The organism is Candidatus Burkholderia verschuerenii (assembly GCF_001189365.1).
GTDB classification, from domain to species: Bacteria; Pseudomonadota; Gammaproteobacteria; order Burkholderiales; family Burkholderiaceae; genus Caballeronia; species Caballeronia verschuerenii.
The window spans coordinates 118,806-134,486 of record NZ_LFJJ01000001.1; the positions used below are offsets into that span (position 1 = coordinate 118,806).

Below are 15,681 nucleotides of genomic sequence, written 5' to 3' on the forward strand. Positions count from 1 at the left end.
ACCTCCACGTTCAATTCACTTCTGGAATTCATCATGAAAGCAGCCCGTTATGTTCTGGCTGGCGCCGCGCTCGCGTCATGCATTCTGACTCAGACGGTTCATGCCGAAACGCTCAGCTTCGGCATCATCTCGACGGACTCTTCCTCGGCGCTCAAGCAGCGCTGGCAACCGCTGATCGACGATCTCAACAAGCAGACCGGTCTAGACGTGAAGGCGTATTTCGCAACCGATTACGCGGGCATTATTGAAGCGATGCGCTTCAACAAGGTGCAGATCGGCTTCTTCGGCAATGCATCCGCGATCGAAGCGGTCGACCGCAGCAACGGCGAAGTCTTCGCGAAGGTGAAGTACAAGAATGGCGAGGCGGGTTATTACCCGCTGCTCATCACCAACTCGGACAGCAAGTGGAAGTCGCTCGATCAGGTGCTGAAAAACACGAAGGAAGTCAACCTCGGTTTCGGCGATCCGAATTCGACCTCGGGCACGCTGGTGCCTTCGTATTATCTGTTCGCCAAGAACGGCATCAATGCGAAGACGGCGTTCAAGAGCGTGCTGCCGTCGAGCCACGAAGCGAACATGCTCGCGGTGATCAACGACAAGGTGGATGTCGCGACCAACAACACCGACATGCTCGACATAATCCGCACGCAGAAGCCGCAGTTGTATCCGAAGGTGCGCGTGCTGTGGAAGTCGCCGCTGATTCCGTCGGATCCGCTCGTGTATCGCCGTGACTTGCCGCAAGCGACCAAGGACAAGCTGCGCAACTTCTTCGATCATTACGCCGAGAAAGATCTGCACGAGCAGCAGATCGTCAACGCGATCTCCGGTTATTCGGGCTTCGCGGATTTGTCGGATGCGCAACTCGTGCCGATCCGTCAGATGGCGCTGTTCCAGAAGAAGCAGCAAGTGCAGAACGATGCGCATCTCGACGACGCCGACAAGCGCTCGCAAATCGCCGCGCTCGATCAGAAGATCGCGGCGCTCGACAATGCCCAAACGGCGACACAAACCCAAGCGGCGGCGAAGTAAATGAAGTCGCTCGACGCCACTCCATTCGGTGCGGGCGCGAAGCCGCCTTCGCGCGTCATGCCGCCCAAGCGAAGCTGGGCGTCGATGCTCGGCTGGATCGCGCTCATCGCCGTGTTGGGCCTGTCATGGCGTAGCGCGGATATGCGGCCGCTCGATCTGATCGATGCATCGGGCAACATGAGCCAGTTCGCGCGCGACTTCTTCCCGCCCGATTTCACCGACTGGCGCACCTATGCGCACGAGATGATCGTGACGCTGGCCGTCGCGGTGTGGGGCACGGCACTCGCGCTGATCTGCGCGGTGCCGTTCGGCTTGCTGTCGGCGCAGAATATCGCGCCGGTGTGGATTTCGCAGCCCGTGCGCCGCTTGATGGACGCATGCCGCGCCATCAACGAAATGGTCTTCGCGATGCTGTTCATCGTCGCGGTGGGGTTGGGTCCGTTCGCGGGCGTGCTCGCCTTGTGGGTGCAACCACGGGCGTGCTCGCCAAGCTCTTCGCCGAAGCGGTGGAAGCGTGCGATTCGCGCCCTGCCGAAGGCGTGCGCGCAACCGGCGCGAGCAGTCTCGATGAAATCGTCTACGGCGTGCTGCCGCAAGTATTGCCGCTGTGGATTTCCTTCGCGCTGTATCGGTTCGAGTCGAACGTGCGTTCGGCGATGGTCGTCGGCATGGTGGGCGCGGGCGGCATCGGTGTGGTGCTATACGAAGCGATCCGCTCGTTCAATTAAGCGCAGACGTCGGCGGTGATGATCATCGTCGTGGTGATCGTGTCGCTGATCGATCTGGCTTCGGGATGGGTACGCGAGCGCGTAATTTAAGGGGTTTTCTGTCCGAGACCGCGTGATGCGAACGCCCGTTCATCGTCGATGAATGGGCGTTGTCGTTTCAGCCCGCGCCGAGCACATCGAGCAGTTGCGTGCCCGCTTCGGCCAGCATGCCCGAATTGTCGATCCGCACGATGCGCGCGCCATCCGGCAACTCGAACGCAGGGCGGCGCGCGAGGCGTGCGGCGAGCACGGCGGGCGCGGCATCGATATGCACGAAACGCGCTTGCGGATAGCGTTCCAGCGCGATCTGCGCATGTTTCCGCGAGCCGTTGACGACCACCGTCACGCCGCGCGCGAGCCACGCATCCACTTCTATGCCGATGCCATAGCGCAAGCCCAGGCTGTCCCAATGCATCGCGAACAGGCCGTAGGAAAGACGCGCGGCAAATTCGTCGTGCGTCAGCGCGATGTGATTCTCGCCATCGGCCACGATGCGCGTGATGTAACGATGCGCGAACATCACGCACGTGCCGATGCGCTCGCACGCGAATCCGAGCAGTGAGTCCTTGCCCGCGCCCGACGGGCCCATTACATAGATCAGGTTCGCGCTGTCGACTTCGGTCATGCCCCTTCCTGTACGTTGTTGAAAGTAAGACGTTGCCAGAGCGTAAAAGGCGCGCCCGCTTCCGGCTCGACGAACAGCGCCGTGCCATGCACGGGCATCGGTCCGAGCGTATCGATACGACGCGTCCATTCATCGATGATCGATGCGCGCATGGCGGCGGCGTCGAGTGAATCGGAGAGCGTCATATGAAAGCGATATTCGTCGAACACGTACGGATAGCCCCATTCGCGCAGCAGCGCGATCTGGCGCGCGCTCATATCCGGCGTGATGCGCCGCTCGATGCTTTCGGGCGACGGCGTGGCGCGCAATTGCGCGAGCGCTTGCAGCGCGCTGGCGGCTATCGCGCGCAGGCGTTCGTCGTCGATATCGCGCGCGGGGCGCAAGGCCGTGAAGCGGCCGAGTTCGGCGGCGCGCACCGGCATGTCGAAGCGGGCGATCGAACTCGCCCACGCGCGCGCGGCGGCGAGGACATCGTTCAACGTGACATCGGGCGCGCAATGAAACGGCGGCACGATCGTCGCGTGCCAGCCGTAGCGACGCGGCGCGTGCGTCACGGCATGCGCCGAAGTAGGGAATTCGCGGCTGTTTTCCGCATCGCGGCCCAGCCATTCGCAGCCTTCGCGCCACCACGCGGACGACGCAGGCGGCGCGTAATACAGCGCGACCCGTGTGTGCGCGCCGCTCATAGATCGTGCTCGACCATCAGTTGCACGCGATCCGCCGCAAAGTGCGTGACGCCGTATTTGATCGGCACGCCGTCTTCGTCGACGTCTACGTTTTCCACCCACAGCACAGGCTGCTGACGATTGATCTGCAAACGCCGGGCCACATCCGACGAAGGCAGCACGCTGCCGATACGACTCCACTTGCGCATGTAATCCTTCACGCCGTATTCGAGCAGCGCCGCGCTGACGCCGCCGGTCGATTCGATCACTGCGGGCAGATCGACGAAACGCGCGGCGGGATACCAGTTGTGCGCATACGTCATCGGGATGCCGTCGGAATCGTGACGCGTCTCGATCTGATAGACGAGCGTACCGACGCGCACGCCCAGCGCCTTCGCGACCGAAGGATCGGCCTTTACGCGCTCCGAAGAGAGCACGAGGCCCGCCGTGGTGTGCTTCTGGCGGCGCAGATTCTCGGTGAAGCGCGTGCGGCGGCCGATCTGGTAATCGATCGCGCCGGGCTGCACGAACGTGCCGCGCCCCTGTTCCACGCTGACGAGGCCGGTTTCCGCGAGCCGCAGCATTGCGCGGCGGATGGTGTGGCGATTCACGTCGAAACGGCGCGCCAGTTCGGCTTCGCTCGGCAGACGGCCTTCGTCGCCGAAACTTTTCGCGGCGATTTCCGCCGAAAGGATCTGTTCGATCTGCCGCCACACGGCGACCCCCGCGCCGCGCTCGACGGCGTGCCCCGGCGCCGCGCTGTCGTTCGATGCGTTCGATGTCATGTCGGTGTCATTCCGATGAGTTTGAATAGTGTTCTCTCGAATTGTAGTGCGGAACTCGTGATGGAAATGTGAAAGCCCCCACGCATATCAAAACGTCTAGACGACCGGATGAAAAGACGAGTAGCATACGCAGGCCAAATCCATCACGGAATCCTTCAGGAAACACAGGAAAGCCATGAGCATTTCAACCGAACGAGGCGAGGCGCAGACCGCCGCCCGCCGCAACTGGATGGCGGTGCTGGCGCGCTCGCCGCGCGATGTGCTGCAAAGCGCGCTCGACGCGGCACTCGCGGGCGAGCCGTCGCCCGCCTACGAATGGCTGCGCGCGCCCGATATCGGCCTCGCGATGGTGCGCGGGCGCACCGGCGGCACAGGCGACGCGTTCAACGTCGGCGAAGTCACCGTCACGCGCGCCACGCTGCGTCTCAAGCTCGACGATGGCGCGACGCCGGTCGGTGTCGCGGTGCATATGGGCCGCGACAAGGAGCGCGCGCGGCTCGCCGCATTCGCCGATGCGCTGCTGCAATCGCCGCGTCATGCCGCGCGCATGCAGACGCATGTGATCGAACCGCTGGCCGCGCGCATCGCGGAAGAGAAACGTCGCAAGGAAAAGGAAGCGGCCGCGACAAAGGTCGAGTTCTTTACGATGGTGAGAGGCGAATGATGCAGATCGACATGACCACGCTCGTGCCCGGCTTCAACGATCCCGTGCACGATGCTCAACGCGTGTTTCGCGCGCTGCTCGATGCGCTCGCGCGTCCCGGCAGCATCGTGTCGCTCGACGCGGCCTTGCCCGCGAATCACGCGATGCGCGATGGCCTCGCGGGCCGCGTGCCGCTTGCGGCATTCGCCTCGCTGTTGGCGCTGACGGACTATTCGACGCCCGTGTTTCTGGCGCGCGACGACCGCACCTTCGGCGATGCCTTGCGCTTTCACGCAAGCTCCGCGCTCACGCACAAGCGCGACGAAGCGGCGTTCGTTTATATCGACGACGTATCGCAGATGCCGTCGCTCGATGGCTTCGCGCAAGGCGAGCCCGAAACGCCGGAAGACGCGGCCACGCTGTTTATCCGCGTGCCGTCGCTGACCGAAGGCGAGCCGCTCGTGTGGCGCGGTCCCGGTATCGACGAGGCGAGCACGGTGCGCGTTGCCGGTTTGTCGCGCGAGTTCTGGCGCGAGCGTGCCGCGCTGACGGCGCAGTTTCCTTGCGGCATTGATTGCTATCTGGTGGCGGGCGCGACGCTGATCGGCCTGCCGCGCACCACGCAAGTGGAGGTGAACTGATGTACGTCGCAGTCAAGGGTGGCGAACGCGCCATCGAACGTTCATGGGATGTGCTCGCGAAGAAGCGTCGCGGCGATCTCGCGGTGCCGGAGTTGTCGGTCGAACAGATTCGCGAGCAATTGCGCCTGGCGGTTGCGCGCGTGATGACTGAAGGCTCCGTCTACGACGAAGAGCTCGCGGCGCTCGCGATCAAGCAGGCCGCTGGCGATCTCGTCGAAGCGATCTTTCTGCTGCGCGCGTATCGCACGACGCTGCCGCGTTTCGGCTATACGCTGCCGATCGATACGGAAAAGATGTGCGTCGAGCGGCGCATTTCGGGCGCTCCCGGCGGGCAGATTCTGGGCGGCACGTACGATTACACGCAGCGTCTGATCGACTTCAGCTTGCTCGCCGATGGCGAACCCGTCGGCGATATCGCGGCGGCATCGAAGCAATCGCAAGACGATGAAAGCGCGATGCCGCGCGTGCTCGCGTTGCTCGACAAGGAAGGCTTGATCGAACAGGAACGCATGCATGAAGACGCGCCTGAACCGGGCGATCTCTCGCGCGAACCGCTGTCGTTTCCCGCCGATCGCTCGACGCGTCTGCAGAATCTCGCGCGCGGCGACGAAGGCTTTCTGCTCGCGGTTGGTTATGCGACGCAACGCGGTTACGCGCATACGCATCCGTTCGCTGGCGAGATTCGTCATGGCGATGTTGCGGTGGAAATGCATATCGACGAACTGGGCTTTGCGGTCGAGATCGGTGATATCGCGGTCACCGAATGCCAGATGATCAACCAGTTCACCGGCAGTTCGGAAGCGCCGCCCGCGTTCACGCAAGGTTACGGTCTCGCGTTCGGTCACTCGGAGCGCAAGGCGATGGCGATGTCGCTGGTCGATCGCGCGTTGCGCGCGCAAGAGTTGGGCGAGTCGGTGGATTCGCCGACGCAGGACGCGGAGTTCGTGCTCTATCACAGCGACAACGTGGAAGCGTCCGGTTTCACGCAGCATCTGAAGTTGCCTCATTACGTGGACTTTCTAATCGGAGCTGGAGCTGCTGCGCCGTTTGCGTCGCGTTCATGGTTCGAAAGAGCAATCACAGGAGAACGCGGCATGAGCACGCACGAAGCAGAAAGCGCGCTGACCGAAGGCTATAACTTCGCGTATCTCGACGAGCAGACCAAGCGCATGATTCGCCGCGCGTTGCTGAAAGCCGTCGCGGTGCCGGGACATCAGGTGCCGTTCGCCTCGCGCGAAATGCCGCTGCCTTATGGATGTGGCACGGGCGGATTGCAGGTGACGTCCACGATCATCGGCGCGGCCGATACGCTCAAGGTTATCGATCAAGGTTCGGACGAAACGACCAACGCGGTGAACATCCGCCGCTTCTTCGCGCGCACGGCGGGCGTGACGACGACCACGCGCACGGCGGACGCGAGCATCGTGCAGACGCGTCACCGCATTCCCGAGATGCCGCTGACGGACAAGCAGATTCTCGTCTATCAGGTGCCGATGCCCGAGCCGCTCTATAAGCTCGAGCCGCGCGTGGTCGAATGCCGCAAGCTGCATGCGCTCGCGGATTACGGCCTCATCAACGTGAAATACTACGAAGATATCGTGCAGCACGGCAGCATCGCGACGACTTACGATTATCCGGTGCTCGTGAACGATCGCTATCTCACGTCGCCTTCGCCGATTCCGAAGTTCGACAATCCGAAGATGCACATGAACCCGGCGCTGCAATTGTTCGGCGCGGGACGCGAGCGGCGCATCTACGCGATTCCACCTTATACGAAGGTAAAGAGCCTGGATTTCGAGGATCATCCGTTCGAAGTGCAGAAGTGGGAACATGCCTGCGCGCTGTGCGGTTCGCGTGAAAGCTTCCTCGATGAAATGATCACCGACGACCAGGGCACGCGCATGTTCGTCTGTTCCGATAGCGATTATTGCCATAGCCGTCGCGACGAAGAAGAGGAGCCGACGCAATGAATGTCCTGCTGAAAGCGACCAACCTCACGAAGCGTTACGACGGACGCGGCGGTTGCGTCGACGTGAATCTCGATGTGTATCCGGGCGAAGTGCTGTGTATCGTCGGCGAATCGGGATCGGGAAAATCGACCTTGCTGAATGCGCTCGCGTTGCGCGCGAACGTCGATAGCGGCGCGCTGAAATACACGACGCGCGAAGGCGAAACGCTCGATCTGCTGACGCTCACCGAACCGCGCAAGCGTCTGTTGTCGCGCACCGAATGGGGCTTCGTGCATCAGAATGCACGCGACGGTTTGCGTCGCAACGTATCGGCCGGCGCGAATATCGGCGAGCCGTTGATGGCGATTGGCGCGCGTCATTACGGACGTCTGCGCGAAACCGCCGCCGACTGGATGAACCGCGTCGAACTCGATGCCGCGCGCATCGACGAATTGCCTTCGGCGTTTTCGGGCGGCATGCAACAGCGTTTGCAGATCACGCGTAATCTCGTCACAGGGCCGCGCCTCGTGTTCATGGACGAACTCACCGCAGGACTCGACGTGTCCGTGCAGGCGCGTCTGCTCGATCTGCTGCGCACGCTGACGAGCAAGCTGCATCTCGCCTGCGTGATCGTCACGCACGATATCGGCGTGGCGCGTCTGCTCGCGCATCGTCTGATGGTGATGAAGGACGGGCGCGTGGTCGAAAGCGGTCTGACTGATCAGGTGCTGGACGATCCGCAATATCCTTATACGCAGACGCTGGTGGCGTCCGTGCTGCCGGTTTGAGGTGCTGCATGAACATGACAAACGTTTTTGAAAGCAACGATGCGCTCATGCTAAGCGCGAGCGGCATCGAGAAGACTTTTATGCTGCATCAGCAGGGCGGTGCGCAAATCGTCGCGCTGACGGGCGTATCGCTCGACGTGACGCGCGGCGAATGCGTCGTGCTCGCGGGTGCATCGGGCGCGGGCAAGAGCACGTTTCTGCGCTGCATGTACGGCAACTATCTCGCGACGAAAGGGCGCATCGCGATTCGCGACGACAGCCGCGCCTCGCGTCATGTGATGCTGACCGAAGCCGCGCCGCATGAAATCATTCGCTTGCGCATGACGACGATGGGCTACGTCAGCCAGTTTCTGCGCGCGATCCCGCGTGTGTCGTCGCTCGATCTGGTGGCCGAGCCGCTGATCTCGCGCGGCGTGAACGAGGACGAAGCGCGCGCACGCGCGGCATCGTTGCTGGAACGGCTGAACGTGCCGCGCCGTTTGTGGGCGCTCGCGCCCGCGACGTTCTCCGGTGGCGAGCAACAGCGCGTGAATATCGCGCGTGGATTGATCGCGGCGCATCCCTTGTTATTGCTCGACGAACCGACTGCATCGCTCGATGCGGAGAATCGCGATATCGTCGCCGATCTTATCGTCGAGGCGCGCGAGAAGGGCGCGGCCATTGTCGGCATCTTTCATGATGAAGACACGCGCGAACGCATGGCGACTCGCATCGTGCGACTGAACACAGCCGCAGCATCCAACGAATCCGGAGCATTGCAGACATGCTGATCAAGAATGCGCGCATCGTGACGCGCGACGAAGACTTCATTGGAACAGTGCGCGTCGAGAACGGCCGTATCGCGGAGCTTGCGCCGGGCAATACATCGACGCGCGAGGCCGAAGACTGGGACGGCGATTATCTGCTGCCCGGTCTCGTCGAATTGCATACGGACAACATCGAGAAGCATCTCGCGCCGCGTCCGGGCGTGCTGTGGAATCACGAAGCGGCGATCATCGTGCACGATGCGCAAGTCGCGTCGGCCGGCATCACGACCGTGTTCGATGCATTAGGCGTCGGGTCGCGTCCCGAAGACGGCGTGCGCGGCCGCGAGTTGCAGATTTCGTGCGCGCAGTCCATCGGCAAGTTCGTCGATCGCGGGCTGTTGCGCGCGGATCACTTTCTGCATCTGCGCTGCGAAGTGGGCACGACCGATGTCGTCGAAGTGTTCGATCTGCTGAGCACGCATCCTCTGTTCAAGCTCGCATCGGTGATGGATCACACGCCGGGTCAGCGGCAATGGCAGGATCATGCGAAGTGGCGCAAGTATCAGGAGCGTCACGGCAAATGGAGCGACGAGCACGCGACCAAGATTCTCGCCGAACTCGCGGATCATCAGGCGAGCTATGTGGCGAAGCATCGCGCGGATATCGTCGCGCGCTGCCAGGGCCTGAACATCTCGCTCGCGAGCCACGACGACACGCTGGTCGAGCACGTCGAGGAAGCGGCGCGCGACGGTATAGCGCTGGCCGAATTTCCGACCACGGTCGATGCCGCCCGCGCCGCGCGCAAGCACGGCATCGCGACGATCATTGGCGCGCCGAATGTCGTGCGCGGCGGTTCGCACTCGGGCAACGTGTCGGCGCTCGAACTGGCGCGCGATGGGCTGCTCGATATCCTGTCGTCGGATTACGTGCCGTCGAGTTTGCTGATCGCCGTGTTCGATCTGGTCGAGAAAGCGGGCTGGAGCTTGCCGCGCGCCGTCGCGACGGTGTCGTGGGCGCCCGCGCACGCGGCGGGACTCGGGGATCGGGGCGCGATCGCGCCAGGACTGCGCGCGGATTTCGTGCGCGTGGCGCGGATCGATGGCGTGGCCGTGCCGCGCGAGACCTATCGCGAAGGCCGCCGGGTCTCCTGACATCGCTGTCAGCGCTTCGTCATACGCGGGTAAGCCCGCGTTGACGGAGCGCAAGCTTCTTCGTAACCTCACGCGAGTTTCGGCGTTCGCTATGTGAATCTATGTTCGTATATCGAATATATGGCAACATTCAGGCGAATGCGTCAACCACTTTCGATGAGGGAATGAAGTGAGCAGAAGTCCCGCCGTGAACGTCCAGACGTTCATCAACGAGCATCCGTTCTCGCCGTTTCAGTGGCTGATCTTCGTGATGTGCTTCGTGATCGTCCTGCTGGACGGCTTCGATACAGCCGCGATCGGTTTCATCGCGCCATCGCTCGTCACCGAATGGCAGATCAGCCGTCCCGCGCTCGCGCCCGTATTGAGCGCGGCGTTGTTCGGTCTCGCCGCAGGCGCGTTGCTGTCCGGCCCGCTGTCCGACAAACTCGGCCGACGCGCGATGCTGCTGTCTTCCGTGCTGCTGTTCGGCGTCGCGTGTCTCGCGTCGTCGTTCGCGGCGAATCTCTCGCAATTGACGACGTTGCGCTTCGTCACCGGTCTCGGCCTCGGCGCGGCCATGCCGAACGCCGTCACGATGATGAGCGAGTTCTGCCCCGACAAGCGGCGCGCGACGGTCATCAATCTCATGTTCTGCGGCTTTCCGCTGGGCGCGGCGTTCGGCGGTTTCCTCGCCGCGTGGATGATTCCGCACTTCGGCTGGCGCAGCGTGCTGATGCTGGGCGGCATCGCGCCGCTCGTGCTCTCCGTTCTGCTCCTCACGACGATGCCCGAATCGGTGCGCTACATGGTCGCGAAGTCGAAGCCGGTCGAGAAGATCCGCGCGACGCTCGCGCGCATCTCGCACGATGCGATGAACGCCGGCTCCTTCTTCATGACCGAAGCCGCGCCCGTCGTGCAGGGTCAGGGTGGCATGCGCGTGGTGCTGTCGCGGTCGTACATCGTCGGTTCGATCATGCTGTGGCTCGCGTATTTCATGGGCCTCGTGATCTTCTATGCGTCGATCAACTGGATGCCGATTCTGCTCAAGGAATCGGGCCTGAGCCCGCAACGCGCGACGCTGATTTCCGCGCTGTTTCCGCTCGGCGGCGTCGGCGCGGTGCTGTGCGGCGTGCTGATGGACAAGTTCAACGCGAATCGCATTATCGCGGCGTGCTATGCGCTGACGGCGGTGAGCGTGTACTTCATCGGCCAGGCGGCGGGCAACGTCGGCATGCTGGTGCTGATCGTGTTTCCTCGCGGGCGTGTTGATGAACACCGCGCAATCGTCGATGCCCGGGCTCGCGGCCGCGTTCTATCCGACGCAAGGGCGCGGCACGGGCGTGGCGTGGATGCTGGGCATCGAACGCTTCGGCGGGATCGCGGGATCGTTTCTCGTCGCCGAACTGACGCGCATGAAGTTCAGTTTCGGCGGCATCTTCGCGACGATTGCGGTAGCGGGGCTGATTTCGGCGGTGGCCTTGCTGATCAAACAGGCTGCGCATCCGCACGCGGCGATGGAGAAGGATATGGAGGCGGCGGAACCGTTGGGGCATTAAGTGGCACGCTCGATGCGCTTCGTTACCGATCCGTCAGACCGTGGCACACGCCCTGCTGAGTAGGCAATGCGACCGGCTTCTGCGCTTTAAGCGCGGCGGCCAGCAGGTAAAGACACCTTGCATGAATCGCATTTTGCAAACCGCCAACAGGAGTTTGTCGATATGAAACGCATTGCCATGTCGTGCGCCGCAGGCGCATTTGCTCTCGTGTGTGCTTCCGCTTTCGCGCAGGACAATCCGCCGAGTTCCACGAGCGGCCTGCAAGCGGGCGATAACGCGCAGACGACCACTCAAGGGCCGGGCACGCATCACAAGTCCAAGTCGCATTCGAAGAAGATGCACGGCACCAAGAGCACCATGAATTCGGGCCCGTCGACGCAACCGAGCGGCACCGCATCGCCGAGCGGTCCGGGCGCGCCGGTCAGCGCGAGCGGCTTGGGTCAATAAGATGCAAGCGCGAGCATGACGAGCAGATGGCAATCGAGTCAGCTTCGCTCATGTAACGCTTGCAAGCACTAAATAAAACGGGACGCTTTCGAGCGTCCCGTTTTGCTTCGCGGCGCAAGCGCTTCTTACTTCGCGAACAACGAATCCATATTGGCGAAAGCCTTGATCTCGACGGCATTGCCCGACCGATCGAGGAAGAACATCGTCGCCTGTTCGCCGACTTCGCCCTTGAAGCGAATATGCGGTTCGATGATGAACTTCGTGTCCGCCTGCTTCAGCTTGTCCGCGAGCGCTTCCCACTGCGGCACCGACAACACCACGCCGAAATGACGCACCGGCACGGCGTCGCCATCGACGGCGCTCGTCGCGCGATGACCGGCTTCATCGGGCGACAGATGCGCGACGATCTGATGGCCGTAGAAATTGAAATCGACCCAGTCTGCCGAGCTTCGGCCTTCGGGACAGCCGAGCAGATCGCCGTAAAACTCGCGCGCGGCGGCAAAGCTATGAACTGGAAAAGCGAGGTGAAACGGCGGAATGGCGGCTTGTGTCATGACTTTTTGCCTTCGATCGTGAGGTTTAAACGTGTTTGAACGAGTCTGAGCAGCAAGTGTATTCAACAATATTTCTGTTGAAAAACGATATATTGCGGGAGTCAGCCCCAATATTTTCGATGAATCGATATGCTGCGAGAACTCCGGACTTTCATCGCCGTGGCGCGTCACGGCACTTTCGCGGGCGCGGGCGCGCGCATCGGCCTCACGCAATCGGCGGTGAGCGCGCAGATGCAGCGGCTCGAAGCGCATCTCGGCTTTGCGCTGTTCGATCGCACCGGCCGCTCCGCGACGATCAACAAGGCGGGCCGCAAAACGCTCGAACTCGCCGATGAACTCATCGCGCTCTACGCGCGTCTGTCGGAACCGGAAGGCGAGGACGGGCGCGGCGGCGCGCTCAGCGTGGGCGCGATCACGTCGGCGCATGCGGCGCTGCTGCCCGATGCCATCGGCACGTTCAGGCGCGAGTGGCCCGCGTGGCGCATCCGGTTGGTGCCGGGCGTATCGCTCAATCTGCTCGCTCAGGTCGATGCCGGCGAAATGGACATGGTCGTGATCATCCGGCCGCCGTTCTCGTTGCCGTCGGAATTGCAGTGGCGTCCGCTGGTCGCGGAGCCGTATGTGCTGCTCGCGCCATCGTCGAGGAAGCGCGTGTCGTGGCGCGAGGCGATCGAGACGCAGCCCTTCATTCGCTATGACCGGCGCTCGTTCGGCGGCCGTCAGGTCGAGGTGTTTTTGCGCAAGCGGCGTATCGCCGTGCACGATGCAATCGAAGTGGACGAACCGCAAGGCATCGCGCAGATGGTCGCGCGTGGGCTTGTCGCCGGTGTCGGATGGTGTCGGCGCGTGGCCGCGCGGTGTCGTCGCGATCGAACTCGGCGACGACACGTTTTATCGCGAGATCGGGCTCGTCGAGCGTGCGCGTCGAGCTCAGCAGGATGTGGCGGCGAAGCTTGCGGATTGCATCGTCGATGCGGCCGAACGACTGCATGCGCAAACGCGAACGCGTCTTACGAAGCGCAAGCGCACCGTACGCGTTTCTTGACACTGTAATGTGCGGTCTATAGTTTGTAAGCATCCCGTCCGCCACGATAGCCGCTCATCGCGCGAGCAGTTCGTTCGACGCATCCTGCGCAATCACGCTTCGCGTCCCGCGACGCGCGAGCCTGCGCGGCCGCCATGTCCGCTCACGGAGGCAATCATGGATCGTCGACGTTTTCTCTCGCTATCCGGGTTCTATACGGTCGCCGCGGCATCCGGCACGCTCGCTGCCTGCCACGGTTCGGACGATAACGATCATCCCGCCACGCCGCCCGCCGCCCGCCGCCGGCGGCACGTATGCGTTTCCGCAGGGCGTGGCGAGCGGCGATCCGCGCGACGTCTCTGCCGTGTTCTGGACGCGCTGCGTGGCGACTGCCACCAGCAACGCCGCAATCGCGCTGACTTTGCAGGTATCGCCCGCGCAGGATTTCACGAAGCTCGCCGCGAGCGTATCGCTCAATGCCGTGCCCGATTACGACTACACCGTGCGCGCGAAAGTCACGGGTCTCGCGGCGAAAACGACGTACTACTACCGCTTCGTCGCGGGCAGCGATGTGAGCGCGATGGGCACGACGCGCACCGCGCCATCCGCGTCGGATGCCGTGCCGCAAGTGCGTTTCGCGTGGTTCGTGTGCCAGAACTGGAGCGCCAATCACTGGCAGGCGCTGACCTTGATGGCGGCGGAAACGGACCTCGATTTCGTCGTGCATCTGGGCGATTACATCTACGAAACCACCGACGGCGATACTGCCGAGCCCGCGCATCCCGCGATCGCGTTGCCGGGCGGCGGCACGGTCGCCAACACGCTCGACGACTATCGCACGCTGTATCGCACGTATCGTGGCGATGCGCGCCTGCAGACCGTGCACGCGCGCTTTCCGATCGTCGCGATCTGGGACGACCACGAATTCTCCGACGATTGCTGGCAGGATCATCAGACGTATACGAACGCGAACCTTCAGCAAACCGCGCGACGCCGCGCCGCGAATCAGGCGTGGGCCGAGTACTTGCCGGTCGATTGGGGCGACGTGTCCTTCGATCTCAACAATGCGGCGTACGACAACATCCGCATCTATCGCGACTTTCACTTCGGCTCGCTCGTGCATCTGGTGATGACGGACGAACGTTTGTATCGCGACGATCATGTCGTCAGCGAAGCGGCCATCGCGCAGGCGCTCGGGCACGATCCGGTCAACGGCAACGATCTGGTCGGCTCGCGTTACTTCGTGCCGCAGAACGTGCTGGCGCAATTCGAAGCCGCCGATACGCAGCGCCTCGGCCGCGTGCCGTCGATTCTCGGCCCGACGCAGACGCAGTGGTGGAAGGTGTGGGGCAACGAAGTGATGATGAACCGCCTGTGGCTCGATCTGAGCGCGCTCGCGCCCGCGCCGAACAACACGACCTTCGTGATCGATTGCGATGCGTGGGACGGTTATCCCTCGCACAAGGCGGATCTGCTGTCGTATGTGAAGACGCAGGGCATTACGAATCTGGTGGCGATCACGGGCGATCTGCATGCGTTTCAGGCGGGCATCGTGCGCGATACGCCCGATCCCGCGACCGGCACGTCCGTGCTGATCGATCTGATGTCGGCGGGCATCAGCAGCCAGCCGTTCTTCGAGGAGATCAAGTCGCAACTGGCGGAGCAATCGCTCGCGTCGCTGACATCGTTGATTTCCACATCGAGCGCGCTCGATTCGTTTGTGTAACGAAACAATCCGGACATGCTGTATGCGGATCACGATGGCATCGGCTATGCATCGGCCACGGTCACGCCGACGCAATTCGTCGCCATCTTCAACAAGGTCAAGTTCCTGAACGCCGATGGCAGCGCGCCGCAATCGTCATTGGAAAAGCGCACGCGTCTGACGATCAATGCGGGCGCGGTATCGGTCGCGGTGCAGGACAACGTGTAATTCGCGGGGCGCTTCATTCAGAACTGCATCGCGTTCGATGTGCCCATCTTTTCTAACCGTGCTTCAGTAGGGATTTCAAGTTCGATTCGCGCGCCTAGACTGCGTGAACATTTCGGAAGGTCGTTTGCTGTGGCAGGCAGTGCAACGAGGTTCGCGAAGTGATTCATCGAAACCCTCAGGAGCACGATCATGAACAGCAAACTTATCGGCGTCGCGTTCGTCGTGGCGCTCGCGGCGGCATCGTATGCGCTCGCCGCAGGCTATGGACCCGCGCAGTATTACGACGCGGAAGGCTCGCCGCCCGTTGCGGCGGACGACACGCCCAAGCCCGCGCCCGACGACGTGAGCGTGGCGAAGGACAAACAGAATAGTCCGCTGATTCAGGCGCAGGATTGACGC

General features: G+C 62.7%; 15 protein-coding genes and 4 pseudogenes. 15 read left to right on the top strand and 4 right to left on the bottom strand.

What is annotated here, in order from left to right; all coding sequences use genetic code 11:
• Window positions 1-33 precede the first annotated feature (33 nt).
• A complete protein-coding gene (gene phnD, locus BVER_RS00570) occupies window positions 34-1,029 on the top strand; it encodes a phosphonate ABC transporter substrate-binding protein (protein ID WP_050451490.1) in 996 nt (331 codons plus the stop codon).
• Window positions 1,030-1,086: 57 nt separating this feature from the next.
• Window positions 1,087-1,847: pseudogene (gene phnE, locus BVER_RS00575) on the top strand (phosphonate ABC transporter, permease protein PhnE).
• A gap of 67 nt (window positions 1,848-1,914) precedes the next feature.
• Here the strand turns inward: phnE and BVER_RS00580 are convergent.
• From BVER_RS00580 to phnF, 3 genes are read right to left on the bottom strand one after another with little or no spacing between them, the layout of a single operon-like run.
• Window positions 1,915-2,421: a ribose 1,5-bisphosphate phosphokinase PhnN gene (locus tag BVER_RS00580; RefSeq protein ID WP_050451491.1), complete on the bottom strand. Its 507-nt coding sequence runs from the start codon at window positions 2,419-2,421 to the stop codon at window positions 1,915-1,917.
• On the bottom strand, window positions 2,418-3,107 hold the full coding sequence (locus BVER_RS00585) for a DUF1045 domain-containing protein (RefSeq protein ID WP_050451492.1): 690 nt from the start codon (window positions 3,105-3,107) through the stop codon (window positions 2,418-2,420). Before BVER_RS00585 ends, BVER_RS00580 begins: the two co-directional genes overlap by 4 nt.
• Complete coding sequence (gene phnF, locus BVER_RS00590; protein WP_050451494.1) at window positions 3,104-3,871, bottom strand: phosphonate metabolism transcriptional regulator PhnF; 768 nt, start codon at window positions 3,869-3,871, stop codon at window positions 3,104-3,106. Before phnF ends, BVER_RS00585 begins: the two co-directional genes overlap by 4 nt.
• A 175-nt stretch (window positions 3,872-4,046) precedes the next feature.
• On the opposite strand from phnF, the gene phnG reads away from it, so the two are divergent.
• The 9 genes and pseudogenes from phnG to BVER_RS00635 all read left to right on the top strand — a co-directional run bounded on the left by phnG (window position 4,047) and on the right by BVER_RS00635 (window position 11,771).
• Window positions 4,047-4,535: a phosphonate C-P lyase system protein PhnG gene (gene phnG, locus BVER_RS00595; protein WP_050451496.1), complete on the top strand. Its 489-nt coding sequence runs from the start codon at window positions 4,047-4,049 to the stop codon at window positions 4,533-4,535.
• Complete coding sequence (gene phnH, locus BVER_RS00600; protein WP_050451497.1) at window positions 4,532-5,155, top strand: phosphonate C-P lyase system protein PhnH; 624 nt, start codon at window positions 4,532-4,534, stop codon at window positions 5,153-5,155. The genes phnG and phnH overlap by 4 nt, the downstream gene beginning before the upstream one ends.
• A pseudogene (locus BVER_RS33190) lies at window positions 5,155-6,293 on the top strand (carbon-phosphorus lyase complex subunit). The gene phnH and the pseudogene BVER_RS33190 overlap by 1 nt, the downstream one beginning before the upstream one ends.
• Window positions 6,250-7,125, top strand: a complete 876-nt coding sequence (locus BVER_RS33195) for an alpha-D-ribose 1-methylphosphonate 5-phosphate C-P-lyase PhnJ (protein WP_050451498.1) — start codon at window positions 6,250-6,252, stop codon at window positions 7,123-7,125. Before BVER_RS33190 ends, BVER_RS33195 begins: the two are co-directional and overlap by 44 nt.
• On the top strand, window positions 7,122-7,892 hold the full coding sequence (gene phnK / locus BVER_RS00615) for a phosphonate C-P lyase system protein PhnK (RefSeq protein WP_050451499.1): 771 nt from the start codon (window positions 7,122-7,124) through the stop codon (window positions 7,890-7,892). Before BVER_RS33195 ends, phnK begins: the two co-directional genes overlap by 4 nt.
• 8 nt (window positions 7,893-7,900) lie before the next feature.
• Entirely contained in the window at window positions 7,901-8,662 is a 762-nt protein-coding gene (gene phnL / locus BVER_RS00620; RefSeq protein ID WP_370444166.1) for a phosphonate C-P lyase system protein PhnL, read from the top strand.
• The gene (locus tag BVER_RS00625) at window positions 8,656-9,789 is read left to right on the top strand and encodes an alpha-D-ribose 1-methylphosphonate 5-triphosphate diphosphatase (protein ID WP_050451500.1); all 1,134 of its coding nucleotides are present in this window, start codon (window positions 8,656-8,658) and stop codon (window positions 9,787-9,789) included. The genes phnL and BVER_RS00625 overlap by 7 nt, the downstream gene beginning before the upstream one ends.
• Window positions 9,790-9,958: 169 nt before the next feature.
• Window positions 9,959-11,324 (top strand): annotated as a pseudogene (locus BVER_RS00630) (MFS transporter).
• Between the two features lie 162 nt (window positions 11,325-11,486).
• Window positions 11,487-11,771, top strand: a complete 285-nt coding sequence (locus BVER_RS00635; protein WP_050451501.1) for a hypothetical protein — start codon at window positions 11,487-11,489, stop codon at window positions 11,769-11,771.
• 125 nt (window positions 11,772-11,896) lie between these two features.
• Here BVER_RS00635 and BVER_RS00640 read toward each other — a convergent pair whose 3' ends face one another.
• Window positions 11,897-12,325 (bottom strand): VOC family protein, encoded by a 429-nt coding sequence (locus tag BVER_RS00640; RefSeq protein WP_050451502.1) that lies wholly within the window; start codon window positions 12,323-12,325, stop codon window positions 11,897-11,899.
• A 129-nt stretch (window positions 12,326-12,454) separates the two neighbouring features.
• On the opposite strand from BVER_RS00640, the pseudogene BVER_RS00645 reads away from it, so the two are divergent.
• The 4 genes and pseudogenes from BVER_RS00645 (at window position 12,455) to BVER_RS00655 (ending at window position 15,678) form a co-directional block, all read left to right on the top strand.
• Window positions 12,455-13,370: pseudogene (locus BVER_RS00645) on the top strand (LysR family transcriptional regulator).
• A gap of 310 nt (window positions 13,371-13,680) precedes the next feature.
• On the top strand, window positions 13,681-15,075 hold the full coding sequence (locus tag BVER_RS00650) for an alkaline phosphatase D family protein (RefSeq protein ID WP_502255019.1): 1,395 nt from the start codon (window positions 13,681-13,683) through the stop codon (window positions 15,073-15,075).
• A gap of 15 nt (window positions 15,076-15,090) precedes the next feature.
• Complete coding sequence (locus BVER_RS33200) at window positions 15,091-15,282, top strand: hypothetical protein (RefSeq protein WP_232316321.1); 192 nt, start codon at window positions 15,091-15,093, stop codon at window positions 15,280-15,282.
• A gap of 189 nt (window positions 15,283-15,471) precedes the next feature.
• Window positions 15,472-15,678: a hypothetical protein gene (locus BVER_RS00655; RefSeq protein ID WP_050451504.1), complete on the top strand. Its 207-nt coding sequence runs from the start codon at window positions 15,472-15,474 to the stop codon at window positions 15,676-15,678.
• Window positions 15,679-15,681 lie beyond the last annotated feature (3 nt).